We start from the raw sequence: 16694 nt of genomic DNA, 5'->3' as shown, positions 1-16694 counted from the left end.
TCAGCTTTTACAGCCCTACTCAACTGTGCGGAGGTGGGACGACGAAATCGAATTCTAACGAATGACCGATTTCTGCCTCCCTCTCTTTTATTCCGTTTCTTCTTCCACATCCAGTTTTTCTTTGAGCACTGGATTTGGGATTGGCTCGTAGGCCCGAATAATTTCTGCGACGACTGGATGGCGCACGACATCCTTGGCAGAGAAATGCACAAAGTCAATTTGAGAAATGTTCTTCAATTTCTCCTGAGCATCAATCAAACCGGATTTAACATTTCGCGGAAGGTCGATCTGGCTGGTGTCTCCATTGACAATCATCTTGGAGTTAAAACCAAGACGGGTCAAAAACATCTTCATCTGCATGATGGTAGTATTTTGCGCTTCATCGAGAATGACAAAGGCATCGTCCAAGGTCCGCCCCCGCATATAGGCCAAAGGCGCTATCTCGATAATCTCGCGCTCCATCATCCGAGTGGTTTGGTCCTTCCCCAGTATTTGGTAAAGAGCATCATAGACTGGACGGAGATAAGGGTCTACTTTTTCTTTGAGATCCCCTGGAAGGAAACCAAGGCTTTCTCCTGCTTCTACAGCTGGCCGTGTCAAAATAATGCGCTTGACCTGACCGCGCTTAAGAGCTGTGACGGCCAAGGTCACAGCTAGGAAGGTTTTCCCTGTCCCCGCTGGTCCGATTCCAAAGGTCACATCATGATTTTTGACACTATCGACATAGATCTTTTGGCCAAGTGTTTTAACCCGAATGGGCTTGCCGAAACTATCCTTGATAATCTCTTCTTCATAGAGAGCGATGAACTTATCCAATTCCCCATTTCTCACCATGGTAATGGCGGTCACCACATCTGGCGTTCCAATGGTCATGCCACGGTTGACGAGGACCAAGAGAGCCTGAATGACCTGACGAACCTGCTCGCAGGTTTCTTCTTCCCCAATGATTTGGACGATTTCTGTCCGGGCGTGAATAGTCACCCCAAATTCTTGCTCCATCAAACGGAGATGGCGTTCGTTGGATCCAAACAAATGAAAGAGATCGTCTGGATGCGTTAATGTAATTTCAACTGAATGTTCTTGCAAAAAAAGAACCTCTCTACCTGTGTTTTTTTCTATTATAGCAAAGAGGCCGAGAAAAAACCATCCTCGACCTGTCCTTTTCTAATGGGCTTGGTATTCTTCCCAAATCGCATCAAAATCACTAAGATTAAAGGAAAAACTAGCATGCTCTTCCAGATAGCGACTGACCTCATCGAAGTCATCTGTATGTTTGGGAAAAGCAGACTCATGAAAAGCCAAATCCGCTAAAATGGCCTTAGGCGCATTGCTTTTGGGATTGCGCTCTGTCATCAGCCAAGTATAAAATGATTTTCTCATAAGCCTCCTCTTAGATGATCTCTGTTCCAAATTGGTCTTGCTTGATTTTTTTGGCCTTCATCAGCCCACCCAAAGCCTTTTTGAACTGGCCTTTTGAAATCCCAAAAGTTGCCTTGATCTCTTCTGGAGAGGATTTATCATTCAAGGTCATAAAGCCTCCATTGGCTTCCAAATAGGTCAAAATCATTTGGGCATCGTTTTCCAACATTTCAAAGGAGCGTGGCTTCAAAGACAGATTCAAGGTCCGATCTACCTCACGAAATCCAATGACCCGGGCATCTAGGACTTGTCCCAAGCGGGGTTCTGCATAGCGCTCACTCGGGTGAATAAAGCCTAGCATATTGTTCTCTGGAAGGTAAACAAAGGTCCCAGACAATTTCAAGCGATAGACAATGGCTGGCCAGTTTTGGTTTTGCATATTGTTGTAGGCTGGACGAGCCAAACGCTGGAAATCTTCCTGATAGGCCAAGATCCCCCAAATACGATCTTTCTTATCAACTTCTAAACGAATATAGAGACGATCGCCCTTTTTAGGCCATAGGTCTTTGATCTCCGGTAGGATGTCTAAAGAGACAACGATCTGCTTATCTGGTAGCCCTGTATCCACAAAGACTCCCAGATCCTTGCGCACTTCTGTGACCGTCCCCCAACCAAAGCTTTCTTGAGTTGCTGTGACTTCAAGTGTCGTGAGTCGGAGCTTTTGCTTCATATCCGCATAGGCAAAGCCCTTGACACTTTCTCCAACTTGATGCGAACCTTCTGCTTTATCAAGCGCGTAGGTTTGGCCATCTTTTTGAACAAAATAGAAGTGATCATTATCATCAATAACCATTCCCATGATGTAGCTTGCTAGATTCGTATTCATGTTTCCTTCTTTCCTCTTGCCTCTTCACAAGAATAATGGAAATAAAACCCAGCCAGCACTGCCAACTGAGTCTTTCTCTCCTGTAGTAGTTGAGATGGATTAAACTTCCATCAATTCTTTTTCTTTGTGCGCTGTCATTTCATCCACATGTTTAACCGCATCATCCGTTACTTTTTGGATCTCTTTTTCAAGACCTTTCAATTCATCTTCTGTGATTTCTTTTGCTTTTTCTTGCTTCTTGGCTTCATCCATAGCATCACGGCGGATATTACGGATTGCTACTTTGGCACTTTCGCCCACTTTTTTCACTTCCTTTGCCAAGTCACGACGAGTTTCTTCTGTCAAAGCGGGAATGACCAAGCGGATAACAGATCCATCGTTGGCTGGAGTGATACCAAGGTCAGATGCATTGATGCTGTGCTCGATGTCTTTCAAAGATGATTTATCAAATGGTGTGATCAACAAGACACGCGCTTCTGGAATGGTGATAGATGCCAATTGGTTTAATGGAGTCTCTACTCCGTAGTATTCTACGAAAATACGGTCCAAAAGACTTGCGTTTGCACGTCCAGCACGGATGCTACCAAATTCACGTCCCAAACTTTGGTGAGACTGGGTCATTCTTTCTTTTGCTTTTTCTACGATTGGGTTTGCCATAATTTTCCTCTATTTTCTATTATTTTTCTACGTTATTTGATACGGTTGTACCGATATTTTCACCAAAGACAACTCGTTTGATATTGCCTGGTTCATTCATATTAAAGACAACCAAGTCAATGTCGTTGTCCATGGAGATCGTGGAGGCCGTTGAGTCCATAATTCGAAGACCTTTGTTGATGACATCACGGTGAGTCAATTCCTCAAATTTCACAGCTGTCTTGTCCTTCTTCGGATCGGCGTTGTAAACACCATCAACCCCATTTTTCGCCATAAGGATGGCATCTGCTTCAATCTCAGCTGCACGAAGGGCTGCAGTCGTATCTGTTGAAAAGTATGGAGAACCGATCCCTGCACCAAAGATCACGATCCGATCTTTTTCAAGGTGACGAAGGGCACGACCACGGATATAAGGTTCTGCGACTTGTTGCATGGCAATCGCTGTTTGAACACGGGTATCCACGCCAACTTGTTGAAGCGAATCAGCCATCACAAGGGCATTCATGACAGTACCGAGCATGCCTGTGTAGTCTGCTTGGACACGATCCATCCCTGCTTCAGCAGCAGGTTCTCCACGCCAAAGGTTTCCACCACCGATCACCAAGGCAATTTCAATTCCAAGTTCGTGAACTTCCTTGATTTCTTGCGCCATATTTTGGACAGTTTTGATATCGATTCCGACGCCACGTTCGCCAGCAAGGGCTTCACCAGATAGCTTGATTAAGATACGTTTATACTTAGGTTCTACCATTTTCTCTCTCCTTTTTTGATCTGTATTATTTTACCATAAATTACGCTTTTTATATAGTCCTATCTATCAAAATTTTTGTTTTTCCCTCCGACTAATCTTATCAACCATCCTAAAGAGAAAATGGCAACAAAAAAGCTACCCGAAGGCAGCCTTTCATTTTCATTAAAGTGAGTTAACATCCACTTTGATACCAGGACCTTGAGTTGTTGTCAAAGTCAAGCTAGTTACGTAAGTACCTTTAGCTGTAGCTGGTTTTGCTTTTTGAATAACATCGTTGAAAGCTTTGAAGTTTTCAACCAATTTAGTATCATCGAATGAAACTTTACCGATGATGGCTTGAACGATACCTGCTTTATCCGCACGGTAAGTGATTTTACCACCTTTAGACTCTTCAACTGCTTTCGCAACATCCATTGTTACTGTACCAGTTTTAGGGTTTGGCATCAAGTTACGAGGTCCAAGGACACGTCCAAGACGTCCAACAAGAGCCATCATGTCAGGTGTAGCGATAACTACGTCGAAGTCCAACCAACCATCGTTGATTTTCGCAACAAGGTCATCTTCACCTACGAAGTCTGCACCAGCAGCTTTTGCTTCTTCAGCTTTTGCACCACGTGCAAATACAAGTACGCGAGCTGTTTTACCAGTTCCGTTTGGCAATACCATTGCACCACGGATTTGTTGGTCAGCTTTTTTCACGTCGATGTTCAAGTTGTAAGCAACTTCTACAGTTGCGTCAAATTTTGCAAAGTTAGTTTCTTTTGCAAGAGCTACAGCTTCTTCTACGCTGTAGACTTTTGTGCTGTCGATTTTTTCAAGAGCAGCACGAAGTTGTTTGCTTTTTTTAGCCATTTTATCTTTCTCCTTGTAATGTGGTCATATCGATTTTCATCTCCCACGTCACTCGTCATTTGATCAAGTGTATTGCGGGCAAATAGGATTGTTACAATTAGTCAGTAACAGTGAATCCCATAGAACGAGCAGTACCTTCGATCATACGCATTGCAGACTCAATGTTTGCAGCGTTCAAATCTGGCATCTTAGTTTCAGCGATTTGTTGTACTTGTGCACGAGTTACAGTTGCAACTTTCGTTTTGTTCGGTGTACCTGAACCTTTTTCAACACCTGCAGCTTTTTTCAAAAGAACAGCAGCTGGTGGTGTTTTTGTAACGAAATCGAATGATTTGTCTTCATAAACAGTGATGACAACTGGGATGATCATACCAGCTTGATCAGCTGTACGAGCGTTAAACTCTTTAGTGAATCCCATGATGTTGATACCTGCTTGACCAAGCGCTGGACCAACCGGTGGAGCTGGAGTAGCTTTACCAGCAGGGATTTGCAATTTTACAAGTTTTTCGACTTTTTTAGCCATTTCTTAAATCCTCCTTTGTGGTTTTGGCGGTAATTACAGATTTTTACCTCCCACAAGTATGCTTTGTGCATACCTTTCTATTATACACGATTTCTCTTTTTTTGCAAGAAAAAATCAAAATATAGTAAACTTTTTTTCCGTTTTATGATAGAATGAAGCTATGTTAATCAAAGTTGCTTCTGTATTATTTATTTTTTTAACGCTGATTCTGAGCGGCATCATTGTTCACCTCTTTAAGCTTCAAAAAAGAGGATGGCGATCGACCGATATTGCCTTTCCTTTATTTGCCTTAGAGTACTACCTGATTTCAGACAGCGCCTTTTATCACAGCCTCTTACCGCTGCTAGCTTTAAGCCTTTCGCTTTTAGCCTTGGGGCTAACGATTTATTTCTTAAAAAAGAAAAAGAGCTTTTATTATCCGAAATTTATCAAATACTTCTGGCGCGCTGGATTTCTAGTTACCTTCTTACTCTATCTGATCTTAACTGCTAGTTTGTTTATCTAATACTGAAAAAAATACCATCTTGCTTCATTTCAAGGTGGTATCTTTTTTTAACCAACTACGACGATTTGAATGAACTAGTAAGTCTTTACCATTGTTAATGATTCGTTTTTACAATTTTATGATCGACAATCTGATAAATAGAATCGTAATCTTCTTTCTGGTATTTATGAGCTATTTCTATCAAGGTACACTTTTGTTGAGCCAATATTTTTCGAATCTCTCTTGCATTTGTTTCATCCAATGCTGCTGTCACCTCATCGGCTAATAAAATGGGTTTTGGTCGGAGAATACACCTTGCCAATTCTAGTTTCATCATTTGCCCTCCAGATAAATTCTGTGGATCTACTTGATACCCTAAATCACCAGCTAATTCGTCCCAAAGATGAACAGATTCTAAAGCTTTTTGAAGTTGGTCATCTGAAAACTCCTGAAATAGGGTCAAATTTTCTTTTACAGTCCCCTTAAATAGATAAGGTTTTTGATGAATGAGATTGACCCTGTCGTAAGAAGGATAGCAAGATTTTCCTTTTCTATCTATCAACTCAATACTTCCACTATATTCCTTATCTTCTCCACATAATAAGTGAAACAGGGAAGTTTTACCACTGCCACTGGCACCCGTGAGCAGTACTTTCTGACAAGCAGCAATCGTCAGGTTTGTATTTCTAAAGATCAAATGATCTCCAAATGTCTTTGTTAAATCATCGATCTGAATACTGAGCTTTTCTGCCAAAGGTTCTAAAATGGTTGTCGTCTCATCCACTTCAGGCATTTTCAAAATCGACACAACTTTCTTTTTGACAACCATTGATCCTTGCAAATTAGAGGTCATTTCTAATAATTGTTGCAAAGGGGAGATTAGATTCATAGAAGCCGTCATCATGGCGATGAGGGTTGTCAGAGACAGGGTCGTAGAAGGAAGAAGCAATAAACCCGTTAACAAGGGAGCAAGCAGTCCTAATCCTTTTAAAGGACCCGTCCAAAACATGACTAAATTGTGTGTTGTATAGTAGGTATATTGTTGATGCTCCGTTTCACTAATTTCTTTTAGAACATGTTGAGAAAATTCAGTTCCCGCTTGATTGCTTTGGATGGTTTGAATTCCTTTGCTGAAATCGGTGATACTGGATAAACTTTTCTTTCTTGCCTTACTTAGCTCTTCCCCACGTTTTTGTAGGAGTTTGTTAAATACAAACTGAGGAATAATCATCAAGAAACCACCTATTGTAAAGAGACAACCAATAAAAAAGTTCTGCATGATAAGATAGACTATAGATGCTAGAATGGATAAGCCAAATACTGGATAAATGAGCATAGGAGTCAAAAATTCTTGCCAAAACATCGGAATATCCTGTGTTAAAAATGAGTTTAACTCTGCCTCTGTATACTCTAATTTTTTTAGATGAAAGTAGGTTAAAGTTTTCTCCGAGATCAATATGTTGAATTCTTTGATGATCGATCGAACTAGAAGATTATCGATATACATACATGCATAGATCAATACAAATAGAGCAATTCCTCCTATACCAAAGACAAGTAAGGCTCCCTTATCTCGCGGATTAATTTCACCTGCAAACTGAATAATAAACGATAACAAAAGCCCTTGAAGTGAGTACAAAACAGCAAATAGAACATACAACATCAATTTCCATTTAGATAAACTTTTTAGAATGACTTGCATCTTATTTTTCTCCTTTCCCTTTTTATAGATATAGTATATAATATAAAAAAATAGTATATAAAAAATTACGGAAATCCGAACAAATGGACATTAGAGAAAAATTTAAATTAATTCGAAAACAAAGAAAAATCTCCTTAAGAGAACTTGGGAATATCGCTGGTTCTGCTTCGAGTATTTCTGATTTTGAAAATGGGAAAACCAATCTATCCAATGATATATTGCTTCAATTATTGGGGTACATGATTGTGGAGATTAATGAGATCTTTGATTGGAGTGATTTCCATAGTGCTGAGTTTTTAACCTTGAAAAAACGAATGGATGAGGCAATGGAAAACTCGGATTGGCCATCACTTCTTCAAATAAAAAATGATTTGCAAGAATTAGCGATCTCAAAGCATCAATACATTTACCACATCCTCTCCCTCGTTTTAGAGATTATCATTGCAGAAAAACAGCACAAAACCGTTTCACAGCAGGCAATAAATGAACTGACGGATTACTTTTTTTCATTAGATTATTGGACCAATCTTGACATTGGGTTAATGGGAAGTGTGGTCTCCTATTTCACAACTGAGGCTATTGTTCTCTTTACGGATACAATTTTGGAAAATACACCGGACAAACTTAAGAACAATCTAGATCGAATCAAAATCGATACGATTTTAAATTTAGTATCTGTCTTAATCAGTAGAAAAGAAAAAAGTGCTAGCAAACAACTGCTAACACTTCTATTCGAAAAACATTTCCCTAACTATTTTGCATTTCAAAAATTATACTTACTAGAATTAAAGGCCATCTATCAAAGTATTTGGGAAGATCCAAAGCAAGGGAGATCTCTCCATAATGATGTGATCCATTCGGTTTCATTGTTGCTTTCAAAATCCGAAGCACAAGAATGGGATGCCTATTTTCTAGAACTAACTGAACAGTAAGAATATCGTCATCCAATCGAAACTATTTTATCTGTTTTGCTCTTTTCTTTTATTTTTTCCGATGAAAGAGCCAGCCCACCATCTTCTTGAAAACCTGAATCAAGACGAGAGCAAGAACTGCCATGATGGCGCAGATAAGTAGCGTTTGAAGCCTCAAGGGGCTCATGTTAAAGAATTTTCCTAGGATACTACTTGATACCATAAAAGCCAGGATATTTCCTAGAAGAACCAGTCTCTTGTAGTGATTGAGAGGCTGGGATTCTTGATAGATGATGGCAAAACCGACGAAGGCCATCAAGCAGATGGCTGCACTCGAGAGTTCTTCCGATTTCATACCAAATGCTGAAGAGAATAAAACCAGACTAAAGATCAGTATAAAATCCGTCAAGGCTGCAGGCAAGGCATGTTTAAAGACCGTTTCGATAAAGCGTCCCTTGATACGCTCACTGTTAGGCTCAAGCGCTAGGAAGAATCCTGGAATCCCAATTGTAAAACCACTGATCAAAGACATCTGCGACGGCATGATGGGATAGGTAAAGGCTAAGAGCGTCACTGAGATGGCCAACAAAATGGAGAAGATATTCTTGATCAAAAAGAGACTGGCTGATCGTTGAATGTTATTGACCACCCGACGACCTTCTGCCACGACAGACGGCATCTTCCCAAAGTCAGAATCCAGTAAGACCACTTGCGCCATCTTTTTGGTCGCATCATTTCCAGACTCCATCGCAATACTACAATCCGCTGTTTTTAAAGCTAAAATATCGTTGACTCCATCTCCGGTCATAGCCACTTTATGCCCCTTTGCCTGCAAGCCTTCTACAAGGCTTTTCTTTTGCTCTGGAGTCACCCGACCAAAGACCATATATTGGCTCGCCGCTTGGTGCAAGGCTTCTTCCGTCTGCAAGGTTCTGGCATCAATCAAGTCTTCTGCTCCTTCAATGCCTGCTTTTTGTGCAATAGCAGAGACGGTAGCTGGGTTGTCTCCTGAAATAACCTTGATGGTCACTCCTTGTTGTTTGAAGTAGGCGAAGGTGTCTTTGGCATTTTTTCTCAAAGGATTGGAGAGAATGATCCAGGCTACTAAATCTACAGGAGCCTCTAACGTCTCTCTAAGGTCTTCTCCCCTATATTTTCCAAAGGCCAAGACCCGATTACCTGCCTGCGTAGCAGGGGCGATCTCTTTTTCAACCTCAGAGAAGCTTTCTCGTAAAACAAATTCTGGTGCGCCTAATACATAGATCCCCGATTCAAAGGCAATGGCCCCATACTTTTTCTTGGACGTAAAGGGCAGTATTTCAAGAGCCTTCCAAGGCTGGCTGACTGATGTCTTGTGGAATTTTCGGATCGCATCCATGGTATCGTTTTGATCCATACTAGCTTCTACATACTGAGCTAGAGCTTCCAAGTCTTGAGCGTCTTTTGCTGGACGAATCTCTGTCACTTCCATCCCCGGCTCTGTAATAGTCCCTGTCTTATCGACACAAAGGACATCCACGCGCGATAAGGTCTCAATCCCCTTCATGCTATTGAGCAAGACCTTTTCCTTGGCCAATCTGACAGCACCCAGCGCCAGCGCCAAGGTCATCAAAAGGTACAAGCCTTCTGGAATCATCCCAATCAAGGCTCCGACTGTCGAAGTCACACTGAGCTTGAGGCTATCCCCTAGGCTGATATAGCTCCGAAGAAAAAGGAGGGAACCTAGCGGAATGATCAGGAGACCAATGATCCCCACGATACGGTTGACTGCATGGACCATATCAGACTCCTCATGAGACTTGACCTGTTTAGCTTCCAGGCTCAATTGGTTGATATAAGAGTCATTCCCAACTTTTTCCAATCGGGCTACCCCTTGACCAGCAATCACAAAACTACCTGACATGAGCGCGTCTTGCGCTCCTTTTTTGACTTCGTCCGCTTCACCGGTTAATTGCGACTCATCGACTTTTAAGTCGCCCTCCAGTAAGACCCCATCCGCATAGATTTGGTCTCCAGCTCGAAAGCGAACCAGATCATCCTCTACCAGTTGATCGATAGGCAGGGTAACTTCTTTGCCCTCGCGAAGAGCGATCGCCTCACTCATATGCAGAAATTGCATCTGACGCAAGATCCGTCTGGAGCGGACTTCTTGTACAATTCCTACCAAGGAGTTGACCACTACAATCGGGACAAACAAGAGATTGTTCCAAGACTTCACAGCTACCAGCAAAATAGCCAAAACCAGGAAAATCAGATTAAAGTAGGTAAAGACATTGTCTCGAATGATCTGTCCTAGGCTTTTTTCTGTCTTGATCGTGACCTTATTTTGCTTGCCCTCTTGGATCCTTCTTGCTACTTCTTCCTGATTGAGTCCTTCTAATTTATTCATTGCTTTCCTCACTCATGTATTTCCAAGGGCAGTCCTTCTGGATCGAAGAAAAATGCCATTTTCTTGCCATCAAAGTCATCGTAGCGAAGGCCTGTGTTTGCAATACCTAGCTGATCCAATCTAGCTAGATACGCCTCCACATCCTCCACTTTAAAGGCCAGATGACGAAGCCCCGCATGCTCTGGCAAGGGGATCTTAGGTCGTTCTGGAGCCGTTGGTTTGATAAAAAGCTCTAAAGTCAATTGCCCCTGACGGAGATTGATCAAGATATCTCCGCGTTCAGGACGGTCATATTCACTGACAATCGCAAAGCCCAACTGGTCCACATAGAAATGCAACATGGCATCGTGATCTCGTCCAATGATGGCAATATGATGAATCATGTCTAACTTCATCTGGTCCTACTTTCTATTTTCTATAAAAAGAAAAGGGAGTGGGGCAAGTGCCCTCTTCCCCCTAGACTGATTGTTGCAATACTTTCCGAGGCTTGGTTCCTTCAGCAGGTCCAATCACACCGGCTGCTTCCAACTCTTCCATGAGGCGAGTCGCTCGGTTAAAGCCAACTGACAAGCGGCGCTGAATCATCGACGCACTAGCCTTTTGAGTTTCAACCACGAGCGCCTTGGCCTCTTCAAAGAGAGGATCGCCTTCGTCAGAGCCACCCATGCCTCCATCAAAGTCCGATTCGGATACTTCGCCTGGATCAAAGGCATCATCATAATCGGCTTCTGCCTGCTCCTTGACAAAGTTGACAATCCGCTCAACATCATCATCTGAGATAAAGGAGCCTTGCAGACGAATCGGGTGGTTTTCATCAATCGGTTTAAAGAGCATGTCTCCGCGACCGAGCAATTTCTCTGCTCCATTTTCATCCAAGATGGTCCGTGAGTCGGTTCCGGATGATACCGCAAAAGCGACACGAGAAGGCACATTGGCCTTGATCAAACCTGAAATAACATCAACCGATGGCCGTTGGGTCGCAAGGATCATATGGATCCCTGCCGCACGCGCCTTTTGTCCAAGACGAATAATGGCATCTTCCACTTCTTTACTTGCGACCATCATCAAGTCTGCCAACTCATCGACAATGACCACAATCAATGGAAGTGGTACTTGCTTCATCTCAGACTGGGCATTGTACTCCGCAACCTTGGCATTAAAACCAGCAATGTTCCGAGCCCCCACTTTTGAGAAGAGCTCGTAGCGATTTTCCATCTCATCGACGACTTTTTGTAGGGCTCTACTGGCCTTGCGTGGGTTGGTCACCACTGGAATCAAGAGGTGAGGAATATCGTTGTAGACAGAAAGCTCCACCATCTTTGGATCAACCATCATAAATTTGACTTCGTCCGGACGGGCCTTCATCAAGATACTCGAAATGATCCCATTGACCGCAACCGACTTACCAGATCCGGTCGAACCCGCTACCAAGAGGTGAGGCATTCGGGCCAAATCAAAGGTCCGAGCCGAGCCATCTACGGCCTTCCCAAGAGGAATCTCAAGGAGTTTAGCGGGGTCTGTCTTCGACTGCTCCCACAACTCACGGAAGGAAACGGTCGCAATCTCAGAGTTTGGCACTTCAATCCCGACCAGAGACTTCCCTGGAATCGGTGCTTCGATCCGCACATCCTTGGCTGCTAGGGCCAAGGCCAAATCATCTGCTAGGTTGGAAATGCGGTTGACCCGCACACCGACAGCTGGCTTGACTTCATATTTGGTAACAGAAGGACCGATTTCCGCCCGCTCCACTGTCGCCTTGATGTTAAAACTTGCAAAGGTTTCTTCCAAAATACGGATATTCTGGCGAACGATGTTTTTCTCTTTGGATTGATTTTTGGGTTTATCAGGCGCAAAGAGATCAATCGTTGGGAGTTTGTACTGAAGGAGTTCCTTAGGTGTAAAATCTACTTGAACCTCCTCCCCATCGTCTTCGAATTCTTGGGCTATCGGAAGCTCTTCGGATGCTTCAGGTTCTTCCGGCCATTCTTCATCTGGCAGGTAGATCTCTGGTGTTGCTGGTGCAACAATCTCAGCTTCTGGGAAGGACTCTGTAAACGGCTCTCCCGCCAACACCTCTCCCGTTTCAGGATCTACAGGATGCCCTTCCATTGACAAAGGACTTGGAAGGGCTGCCCTTGCTTCTTCTTGCTCTCTTTCAGCAGCCGCAGCTTCCTCAGCAGCTCTCGCTTCTTTTTCAAGGAATTTCTGCTCACGGACCTCTTTTCGTTTTTCCATAGAAGCGTGGATGGCTTCTGAAGCTTTTTCAAATAGGTCATAGATGGAGTAAGGGCTCATCAAGAGGATCCCCAAACCGATAAAGAGAAGGCCAATAAAATAAGAGCCAATATTTGAAAAGAGGAAGGAAGTCGGAGCATAGAGAAGGGTACCGATCATGCCTCCACCAGCAAAGCTCTCCACCCTCAAGTGAAGCAGGTCTGCCATGATTCTTGAAAAGGTGACCTTGACCCCATTATTGTCTAATTGAAGGGAGGATACAAAGAAGGCCTGAAACATCAAGAGCAGCCCTACAAAAAAGCTGAGAAAGCCTGAGATAATTCCCTCGTGTTTGTCCAGCCATTTAAAAGCGTAGAGGTAGAAGAAGGTCGCTAAAATAGCCAAATAAGCCAAACTTCCAACAAAAAGACGGATCAAGTTGTAAGCTAAGACTCCCACAGCCCCTAATTTCAAGGCCGCAAAGACTAAAACCAGACTGATGAGAATGGTTGTAATCATGCGATGAATCGCTTTTTTTCTTTCTAATTCTGCTTTGGACAGTCGTCTCGTCGACCGTGTATTTTTTGATTGATTATTGTTTGCCATAACCTTTATTATACCACATTTCCAAGCTAGTTCTCTAGTAAAATCATTTCCGAAAATTTGGAGCAGAAAGCAGAAAAACAGCACCGAGTGGGCACTGTTCTTTATAACTTTTTAGAACGATATTCAATGATGTTCAAATTTCAAAATGGATCTTACTCATATTTTTTACCCTCCGGTGTGATGGTATCTAGAACTTGGTCGAATTTTTGCTCTCTTTCCAAGTCATGATCCATTTGAATGATATCAATTTGATCTTGTAGATTTGTCTGCTGAACTTGTGGTTTGTATGACGAGACAAATCCTACTCCAATCACCAAGAGACTCGCTCCAAGAACACAAAGCCTTTTGGCATGCCAATCCATTGGCAAGGGAATTTTCGCTCGGAAACCTGATTTCTTGACCCAATCCGGATGGTCTCGCATCACGCGATTTGCTGCCATCAGAGGCATAAGGTAGCCAAAGAGCGCAACGACCGTGGTCAAACCAATAACTCGAAAACGATTCTGATTGGAAGGAGAAACATGGTTCACTTCCATCAAGACCATGCCCGTAATTACTAAAATAATGACCAGTAATTGTCCCAAAGATCTCCAAAGACCTTCTCTGCGGTAACATTTCAATTCATCAAACGACATCTCGTTAAAATTTTTATTCATTTTTTAATAACTCCTTGTGTTTCTTCAAGTACTTCTTACCATACCACTCTTCGACAGACTTACCTTCCCATTCGCGGTATTCTTCAGGATATTTCCATTTGTATAAAGCTAGTAAGTAAGTTGGAAATTCGATAAAAATCAGCAAAAAAAGCAAAGCAATATTCATTATAATCCAGATTAATAAAACTCCAAAGACTCCCATCGAATCTGAAACATTAATAGAAAAACTTTTTAATATAAAATTGGTAATAACAGCAAATCCTAAAACACCTCCTCCGTAAGTTAATATCTTTTTAGATAATTTACTATGAAGAGTAGGTTCATTCCTTTCGCCATACATCGTTTCCTTGACGCTGTTGATTTTAAACGAGACCATAAAAAGAGATAAAATAAATGTACATACTAAAATACAAATAATGACCCAGACAGATAGAATTGATAAACAAATATCAATCATTAGAAGGTTAAATTCAAGACCTAACCAAATAATATAAGTTAAAACGTGAAAATGATTACGATAAGGTAGTATGTAGGCCCTTTTCAGTCCTTTTCCAACCAATATAATAAATAACCAAAGTAAAAAGCAAATTAAATAAACATCGGCTGTCAATATTGGGGATCCTGAAATAGGGAATCTTAAATCCTTGGAATCAGAATCATGCAAGGAAAGTGAAAAAACAAAAATCATAAAATTAAAAAATATTGGCCCAATCATAACCCCGATCAGATTCCAGATATGTAAACTTATTGTAGCTTTTCCCTCTTTATAATATTTTTCTAGCTTAGAAAAAACATCGCTAGTCTGATATTGTACAAAGCTATCATCCTGTATATTTAAACTCTCTTCAAAACTAGCTTTAAAAATTGATTTCTTCATTCTTATCTTCCAATAACTCCTTGTGTTTGTTCAAGTACTTCTTACCATACCACTCTTCCAGCGATTTTCCTTCGAACTCGCGATATTCCTCTGAATATTTATTTCGATAATAACCATACAGTGAATAGGGTAACATCATCACTACTTCCATACTCAAAACAATAATATTTGCAAAAAATACCATTCCTATAAATGAGATGGTTCCTAAAAAATCACCTTTTACTTCTCCAATTTTGGGGAAAAGAAATTTCAGAACCATCCAACCTGCTACAATTATTCCACCTAGTCCAGTAATGACTTCTATAAACTTTTTCTGTCTAGCAGTTACACTAGGATCCTGCACTCCATAAAGACGAATTTTTAGCGATTTCATTCTAAATTGGACAATCATAAACAATATGATTCCGGTAAGAACATAGAATAAAACCAAACCCAAAATCGTAAGGTATCTACCTATGACGGTGATAAAAAACAAATTAAGAGCAAGCACCATCCAAATCAGATACAGATTCAAATTCAAGATACTAGTATAAGGAATCTTTGCATCATATTTTCTACGCAGATTTTTTCTACAAACAAGAAACCATAAAAACCAACACAAGAAAAACAGCCAAAGTGGATAGAAATTGATCCCCCAAGTATCAAATGGTGCATCAGGATCAGGGTGATGAATTTGCGTCTCCATTAATGCAGAAAATCCAAACATGAATAATATCCCAAAAAATGAAAATAGTTTCCTCGCAATACTAAATGGCTTTGTGTAGATTTTGCGACTATTTGTGTCCTTGACCATATAATCGATAAAGCCATCGTGACGCAAACGACGGCTCTCATAAAAACCGGCCCTAAAGATTGATTTCTTCATTCTTTCCTTCCAATAACTCCTTATGTTTCTTTAGTTACTTCCAATTAATCTCTATTTCGATTGGAGGATTTACAGATGACTGTCTTCATCCTTCAAGTATTGTTGAGCCTTTCGAACGATATAGAGCGACTCATCTTCTGAAACTAACTTGTGAAAGAGATCATCGGCTCTATGCTTATCTCCTTTAAGAGTGGCACTCAAGGCTTGGTAGTAGATGATTTCCAACTGCTGGTACTTGAAGTCATTGCTTAAGTCTTCGAAATAATCATTGCTTTGATGCGCAATGGTTAAATCATAAAGAGCGAGACAGACCTCTTTTGTTTTCTCAGCCAGTGTAGGGTCTGTAATGGTCAATTCATTTAACTGAGCCTCTAGCTCTTCTCTAGTCAAATCAGGATCTGTCAGGACAGTCGATCGCATGAGGTAACTCTCAAAAAAGTTCTTATATTTCTGCGGTAGTTCCTTCTGACTAAGTGCCTCCCTAGCTTCCTTTATGACAGCATCGAAATCTCCCATCATAAAAGAATAGGCGACCGATGTTAGCTTCATATCTATCTGCAAAATGGGCTTTTTCACATTCTTGTTCAACTGAAGGTATTGCTGCCAAAAATCTAAATCTAAGTCTACATGGAGCAAGGTGCTGCACTTGTTGGTGTAGCTCTTCTTAAGCAATTGGATGAATAAAAACAAGCCTGCAAGGACCAATAAGAGACCAGCAGTCTGAAGAAGGGTATCTCTGACCAATAATCCTATACAAATAATCAGAAGCATTGCCAACAAGCCAGCAGATCTAATATAGAGTCTATAGTTTTTTCGTAGAGTTTTATAATCCAATTTGTATCCTCCTATTCATGATACCGTTTTTGAGGGAATTCGTTTATTTTCCAACAAAACAACTTATCTCCCATCATACCGAATTATCCATCTATATGCAACTTCCTTCTTAATTAGTAATTTAGGCC

16 protein-coding genes and 1 pseudogene are annotated in these 16694 nt (G+C 41.4%); 2 read left to right on the top strand and 15 right to left on the bottom strand.

Features of this window, described 5'->3' with window-relative positions:
• Positions 1-87 precede the first annotated feature (87 nt).
• The 7 genes from HA044_RS06610 to rplK all read right to left on the bottom strand — a co-directional run bounded on the left by HA044_RS06610 (position 88) and on the right by rplK (position 5028).
• Complete coding sequence (locus tag HA044_RS06610) at positions 88-1086, bottom strand: PhoH family protein (protein WP_187540380.1); 999 nt, start codon at positions 1084-1086, stop codon at positions 88-90.
• Between the two features lie 78 nt (positions 1087-1164).
• Positions 1165-1380 carry a YozE family protein gene (locus tag HA044_RS06605; RefSeq protein ID WP_049507495.1) on the bottom strand — a complete coding sequence of 72 codons (216 nt, stop codon included), beginning with the start codon at positions 1378-1380 and terminating at the stop codon, positions 1165-1167.
• Between the two features lie 10 nt (positions 1381-1390).
• On the bottom strand, positions 1391-2245 hold the full coding sequence (gene cvfB / locus HA044_RS06600; RefSeq protein WP_187540378.1) for an RNA-binding virulence regulatory protein CvfB: 855 nt from the start codon (positions 2243-2245) through the stop codon (positions 1391-1393).
• A 99-nt stretch (positions 2246-2344) separates the two neighbouring features.
• Positions 2345-2902: a ribosome recycling factor gene (gene frr, locus HA044_RS06595; protein WP_187540376.1), complete on the bottom strand. Its 558-nt coding sequence runs from the start codon at positions 2900-2902 to the stop codon at positions 2345-2347.
• 19 nt (positions 2903-2921) lie between these two features.
• Entirely contained in the window at positions 2922-3653 is a 732-nt protein-coding gene (gene pyrH, locus HA044_RS06590) for a UMP kinase (RefSeq protein WP_187540374.1), read from the bottom strand.
• 162 nt (positions 3654-3815) lie between these two features.
• Complete coding sequence (rplA, locus tag HA044_RS06585) at positions 3816-4505, bottom strand: 50S ribosomal protein L1 (protein WP_187540372.1); 690 nt, start codon at positions 4503-4505, stop codon at positions 3816-3818.
• Between the two features lie 97 nt (positions 4506-4602).
• Positions 4603-5028 carry a 50S ribosomal protein L11 gene (gene rplK / locus HA044_RS06580; RefSeq protein ID WP_003005369.1) on the bottom strand — a complete coding sequence of 142 codons (426 nt, stop codon included), beginning with the start codon at positions 5026-5028 and terminating at the stop codon, positions 4603-4605.
• Between the two features lie 160 nt (positions 5029-5188).
• Here rplK and HA044_RS06575 point away from each other — a divergent pair, with 160 nt between their 5' ends.
• The gene (locus tag HA044_RS06575) at positions 5189-5533 is read left to right on the top strand and encodes a DUF3397 family protein (RefSeq protein ID WP_013903943.1); all 345 of its coding nucleotides are present in this window, start codon (positions 5189-5191) and stop codon (positions 5531-5533) included.
• A gap of 94 nt (positions 5534-5627) precedes the next feature.
• Here the strand turns inward: HA044_RS06575 and HA044_RS06570 are convergent, their stop codons facing one another.
• On the bottom strand, positions 5628-7214 hold the full coding sequence (locus HA044_RS06570) for an ABC transporter ATP-binding protein (RefSeq protein WP_187540370.1): 1587 nt from the start codon (positions 7212-7214) through the stop codon (positions 5628-5630).
• 83 nt (positions 7215-7297) lie between these two features.
• Between HA044_RS06570 and HA044_RS06565 the strand changes: the two genes are divergently transcribed.
• Complete coding sequence (locus HA044_RS06565) at positions 7298-8146, top strand: helix-turn-helix domain-containing protein (protein WP_187540368.1); 849 nt, start codon at positions 7298-7300, stop codon at positions 8144-8146.
• Positions 8147-8195: 49 nt separating this feature from the next.
• On the opposite strand, the gene HA044_RS06560 is transcribed toward HA044_RS06565, so the two are convergent.
• The 7 genes and pseudogenes from HA044_RS06560 to HA044_RS06530 form a co-directional block, all read right to left on the bottom strand.
• Positions 8196-10514, bottom strand: coding sequence for an HAD-IC family P-type ATPase (locus HA044_RS06560; RefSeq protein ID WP_187540367.1), 2319 nt, complete (start codon positions 10512-10514; stop codon positions 8196-8198).
• An 8-nt stretch (positions 10515-10522) separates the two neighbouring features.
• Positions 10523-10909, bottom strand: a complete 387-nt coding sequence (locus HA044_RS06555; protein ID WP_187540365.1) for a VOC family protein — start codon at positions 10907-10909, stop codon at positions 10523-10525.
• 61 nt (positions 10910-10970) lie between these two features.
• Positions 10971-12932, bottom strand: a pseudogene (locus tag HA044_RS06550) (DNA translocase FtsK); the annotation flags it as partial.
• Positions 12933-13486: 554 nt separating this feature from the next.
• The gene (locus tag HA044_RS06545; protein WP_187540361.1) at positions 13487-13990 is read right to left on the bottom strand and encodes a hypothetical protein; all 504 of its coding nucleotides are present in this window, start codon (positions 13988-13990) and stop codon (positions 13487-13489) included.
• The gene (locus HA044_RS06540; RefSeq protein WP_187540360.1) at positions 13983-14867 is read right to left on the bottom strand and encodes a hypothetical protein; all 885 of its coding nucleotides are present in this window, start codon (positions 14865-14867) and stop codon (positions 13983-13985) included. The genes HA044_RS06545 and HA044_RS06540 overlap by 8 nt, the downstream gene beginning before the upstream one ends.
• Entirely contained in the window at positions 14848-15732 is an 885-nt protein-coding gene (locus tag HA044_RS06535; RefSeq protein WP_187540358.1) for a hypothetical protein, read from the bottom strand. The genes HA044_RS06540 and HA044_RS06535 overlap by 20 nt, the downstream gene beginning before the upstream one ends.
• A gap of 69 nt (positions 15733-15801) precedes the next feature.
• On the bottom strand, positions 15802-16566 hold the full coding sequence (locus HA044_RS06530) for a hypothetical protein (protein ID WP_187540356.1): 765 nt from the start codon (positions 16564-16566) through the stop codon (positions 15802-15804).
• Between the last annotated feature and the right edge of the window lie 128 nt (positions 16567-16694).

It is taken from the genome of Streptococcus sp. IMAU 99161 (genome assembly GCF_014435245.1).
In the GTDB taxonomy this organism is placed as follows: domain Bacteria; phylum Bacillota; class Bacilli; order Lactobacillales; family Streptococcaceae; genus Streptococcus; species Streptococcus lactarius.
This window is presented reverse-complemented; position numbering and strand designations above follow the sequence as displayed.